Annotated in this window: 5 protein-coding genes; 2 read left to right on the top strand and 3 right to left on the bottom strand. The window is 72.8% G+C overall.

Features of this window, described 5'->3' with window-relative positions:
* The coding region (locus V7Z97_RS19485) for an MFS transporter (RefSeq protein ID WP_334165149.1) at nt 1-570 on the bottom strand (570 nt) is incomplete at its 3' end.
* Between the two features lie 66 nt (nt 571-636).
* On the opposite strand from V7Z97_RS19485, the gene V7Z97_RS19490 reads away from it, so the two are divergent.
* Together V7Z97_RS19490 and V7Z97_RS19495 are read left to right on the top strand one after the other, a co-directional pair.
* A complete protein-coding gene (locus V7Z97_RS19490) occupies nt 637-1,530 on the top strand; it encodes a LysR family transcriptional regulator (RefSeq protein ID WP_334165152.1) in 894 nt (297 codons plus the stop codon).
* A 92-nt stretch (nt 1,531-1,622) separates the two neighbouring features.
* The gene (locus V7Z97_RS19495; RefSeq protein ID WP_334165153.1) at nt 1,623-2,438 is read left to right on the top strand and encodes a DUF2189 domain-containing protein; all 816 of its coding nucleotides are present in this window, start codon (nt 1,623-1,625) and stop codon (nt 2,436-2,438) included.
* Here the strand turns inward: V7Z97_RS19495 and V7Z97_RS19500 are convergent.
* Both V7Z97_RS19500 and V7Z97_RS19505 read right to left on the bottom strand, forming a co-directional pair.
* Entirely contained in the window at nt 2,402-3,109 is a 708-nt protein-coding gene (locus V7Z97_RS19500; RefSeq protein ID WP_334165154.1) for an RlmE family RNA methyltransferase, read from the bottom strand. The genes V7Z97_RS19495 and V7Z97_RS19500 overlap by 37 nt on opposite strands.
* Nucleotides 3,106-4,182, bottom strand: a complete 1,077-nt coding sequence (locus V7Z97_RS19505; RefSeq protein ID WP_334165155.1) for a Ppx/GppA phosphatase family protein — start codon at nt 4,180-4,182, stop codon at nt 3,106-3,108. The genes V7Z97_RS19500 and V7Z97_RS19505 overlap by 4 nt, the downstream gene beginning before the upstream one ends.
* Nucleotides 4,183-4,378: the final 196 nt, after the last annotated feature.

Here is a 4,378-nt window from a genome sequence, read left to right on the forward strand (position 1 = left end):
ACCCGGGGTGGGCGGGCAGATCCAGCTTATCAGCGGGAACATCGCCAGGTGGACGAGCGCCCAGGCGAAGCAGGCGCCCCGCCAGCCGACCTCGCCCGAGAGCCAGCCGGTCAGGGGCCAGCCGAGTGTGGAGCCGAGGCCGCCGATCAGGGCGACGCCGGTGATCGGCCCCCGGGCGGCGTCGCCGTAGAGCTGGACGAGGATGGCGAAGGGCGTCGGCGAGAGGCCGTAGGCCATGCCCAGCCCCATCACCAGCATGGACGCCGCGAGGCCCCAGGCGTTCTGCGCGTAGCCGAGCAGGGCGAGGCCGAGGGCGAACACCAGGTGCGACGCGAGGAGCGTTCGCGCGCCGCCCCCGCCGTCGATCCGCCGCGCCACCGCCGGGGCCAGCAGGGCCGGAACCGCCAGCGACAGGGAAACGGTCGCGAAGACGAAGGTGGAGCTGAGGCCGAGGTCCGCGGCGACCGCGTCGCCCAGCACGCCCATCAGGTAGAAGCTGGAGGCGAAGGCCGCGATCTGGCCCGCGCCGAAGCCCGCAACCACGAGGCTCTTGGGGCGATCCGGGACCACGGCGGCTTCCATGGCCAGCCTGTGCCCGGATTGCCGCTCGGAGAAAATCGACTTATCTGATCTGGTATGTTCGATAAACTCACATCGGGAGCCCTGCCCTCTCTGAACGCGCTGCGGGCGTTCGAGGCAGTGGCCCGGACCGGCAGGGTGACGCTCGCCGCCGAGGAGCTTCACGTCACCCATTCGGCGGTCAGCCGGCAGGTGAAGGCGCTGGAGGCCCACCTCGGGGTCCGCCTGTTCGCCGGGCCGAAGAACCGGCTCGAGCTGACCGCGGCCGGGCGGGAGCTGGCCCCTGCTCTCACCGAGGCCTTCGATCAGATCGCCGGCGCCGTGCGGCGGGTGCGCGGCGGCGGCGAGGACCTGCACGTGGCGGTGAACGCCAGCCTCTCGGTGAAGTGGCTGATCCCGCGGCTGGGGGGCTTCCAGGCGGCGCACCCGGAGGTGCGGCTGCACCTCTCCGAACTGGCCGCGCACGCCACCGCCCAGCGCGGGGCGCAGGCGGTGGTGCGGATCGTGCCCACCAGCCGGCTTTCCGATCCGGGCTGCACGCCCTTCATCCGCAATGCGCTGGGCCTCGTCATGTCTCCGGAACTGGCGGCGCGCTACGGCGACGATCCCCTGCGGGCGCCCAGGCTGGGGGCCGCCACCCATCCCGAGGGCTGGCCGGTGTGGGCGGAGCTGGCCGGCGTGGAGCTGCCCCCGGCGGTGGAGCGGCCGTTCGCCCACGTCCACTTCGCCATGGACGCGGCGCTGGCGGGGCTCGGGGCCGCGATCGTGTCCTGGCCGCTCTGCGCCGCGGAGGTCCAGGCCGGGCGGCTGGTCGCCCCGCTGGGCTTCCGGCGCTCCGAGAGCGCCTTCGCCATCCTGGCGGCGCCGGGCCCGGGAAGCCGGGCCCTGGAGCGCTTCAGGACCTGGCTGGCCTCGGAAGGCGGCAAGACACCGCAGCCGCCGGGGACTTGATCCAGATCAAGGCCCGCCCGAACCTCCACAGTGACGCTTCCGCGCACAAGGGACCTCCGCGCCACCGGCGCCGGGGGCAAGGGAGGACATTCATGGCGACGCAGGGCGGCCTGCCGGCGATCAACGACATCCGGGGCCTGGACCCCTTCCGCTGGCTGGGCGGGGCCTGGCTGGACCTGTGGCGCGCGCCGCTACCGCTGCTGACCTACGGCCTGCTGGTGGCGGCGGGCAGCGCGGCGCTGGCCTACGGCATCTATGTGACCAATGCGGCCTTCTGGGTGCTGACCCTGACCTTCGGCTTCGTCTTCGTGGCCCCGGTCCTGGCGATGGGCCCCTACGAGGCCGGCCGGCGGCTGGAGATGGGCGAGCGGCCGAAGCTGGGACAGATCCTCCTGGTGCGCACCGCCCTGCGCCAGGACGTGGCCTACCTGGGGCTCGCCCTCCTGCTGATCTACTTCTTCTGGGGACGCATCGCGCAGGTCGTCTACGGCCTGTCCACCTACCGGCTCTACCACACGGCCCCGGAATTCGTGGACTTCGCCCTGCGGACGCCCGAGGGCCACAACATGCTGATGGCCGGCAGCGTGGTGGGCGGGGCGCTGGCCTTTTTCACCTTCACCCTGGTGGTGGTCTCCGCGCCCATGCTGCTCGATCCCGCCGCCAACATGTTCGCCGCGACCGCGAGCAGCTTCCGGGCGGTGAGCCGCAATCCCGGCCCGATGCTGCTGTGGGCCGTGCTGATCGTCCTCCTGCTGGCGGTCGCGGTGGGGACCGGCTTCGTCGGGATGATCCTGATCTTCCCGTGGCTGGGGCTGGCGAGCTGGCGCGCCTACCGCGCCCTGGTCGCCGAGGCGCCGGCGCCGCGGGCGGTTCAGCGGCCGCCCTTGAAGCCCGTCGCCACGAGGTAGACCTCCGAGCTGTCCGCGCGGCTCGCCTTCGGCTTGACGTTGCGGACCTCGGTGAAGTGGCGCTTCAGCTCGCCGATCAGCTGAGCCGTCTCGCCGCCCTGGAAGGCCTTGGCGACGAAGGCGCCGCCCGGCTTCAGGACCGCGATCGCGAACTCGGCGGCGGCCTCGATCAGGCCGACGATGCGCAGGTGGTCGGTCTGGCGGTGGCCGACCGTGTTGGGGGCCATGTCGGAGAGCACCACGTCGGGCGGGCCGCCCAGCAGCTCGATCAGCTTCGGCCCGCAGGCGGGATCGGTGAAGTCCATCTGCAGGATGTGGGCGGGGGGCAAGGGGTCCACCGGCAGGAGGTCGACGCCGGCCACCTGGGTGACGCCGCGCTGCAGGGCGAGCTGGGTCCAGCCGCCGGGGGCCAGCCCCAGGTCGACCACGCGGGCGCCCGGCTTCAGCAGCTTGAAGCGGTCGTCGATCTCCTCCAGCTTGAACGCCGCGCGGCTGCGGTAGCCGAGCGCGCGGGCCTTGGCGGCGAAGGGGTCGTTGATCTGCCGCTCCAGCCAGGCCTGCTGGGAGGGCGTGCGCTTCCAGGCGGTCTTCAGGCGCGCCGGCTTGGCGCGGCCCTCGTCGCTGCCGCCGGTGGGCGGCTTCACCATGCGCTTGCGGGGAGGCTCGGTCATGCGGCGGCCTCGGCGCGGCGCGGGCGGCGCTTGCGACGGCGGCGTCCGCCGCGCTCGGCCATCAGGGAGAGCAGGATGCCTTCGCGCAGCCCGCGGTCGGCGACCCGCACACGCGAGCAGGGCCAGAGCTCCTGCACCGCCTGCAGGATGGCGGCCCCCGCCAGCACCAGGTCGGCGCGATCCGGCCCGATGCACGGCTGGTCCGCCCTCTGGCGGGCGTTCAGCGAGAGCAGGCGTCCGGCGGCGGCGTCGCACTCGTCGCGGCTCATCCAGATGCCGTCCACCCGGCTGCGGTCGTAGCGCATCAGGTTCAGGTGCAGGCCGGCCAGGCTGGTGATCGCCCCCGAGGTGCCGACCAGGTGGGCGCGGTCGGCGTCGAACACCTCGCGCATGGGATCGGCCCGGCGGAAGGCGGCGATCTCGCCCTTCACCGCCTCGACCATCCGCCGGAACCAGACCTCGGTGTCGGCCTCGTCCTCTGGGTAGCGTTCGGCGAGGGTCACCACCCCGATCGGCACGGAGAGCCAGGCGCGGATCGGCGGGACACCGGTCGGCGGGGCGTCCCTCAGCTCGACCCAGGACAGCTCCGTGGAGCCGCCGCCCACGTCAACCACCAGGGCCGCGTCGGCGGTGCGGTCGAGGAGGTTCAGGCAGCCCTGCACCGAGAGACGGGCCTCCTCCTGCGGACTGATGATCTGCAGCCGCATGCCGGTCTCCTCGAAGACCCGGTCGATGAAGGCCGGGCCGTTCTCGGCCATGCGGCAGGCCTGAGTGGCGATGGCGCGCAGGCGCACGACCCGGCGACGGCGCACCTTCTCGGCGCTGACCTTGAGCGCAGCCAGCGCGCGCTCCATGGCGGCGTCGGACAGCCGGCCGCTCTGGTCCAGCCCCTCGCCGAGCCGGACGATGCGGGAATAGGCCTCCACCACCCGGAAGCTCTGGCCCGCCGGGGTGGCGATCAGCAGTCGGCAGTTGTTGGTGCCCAGGTCCAGGGCGGCGTAACAGGGCGGGTCACCCGCAGACCTGTCCCGGCCACGCCACTGTGCGCCGGGCGCGCTCGGCGCCTCGTTCATGGACCGCATCCGTCCTTCGCAGGCGTCGCCCGTACGCGCGCCTCACTTCGGGCGCGACTGTAGCAAGCGGTTTCGCGCGCCGGAAGGCGCGGGGTTTCAACACGGCTTGGTGAGCGGTACGTTCACCTTCCGGTCAGGAGAAGGGCGCTAGATTCGTGGCCATGAACGCGCAACTCGCCAAATTCGCCATCGGCCA

This window comes from Phenylobacterium sp., from assembly GCF_036821595.1.
Lineage (GTDB): Bacteria > Pseudomonadota > Alphaproteobacteria > Caulobacterales > Caulobacteraceae > Phenylobacterium.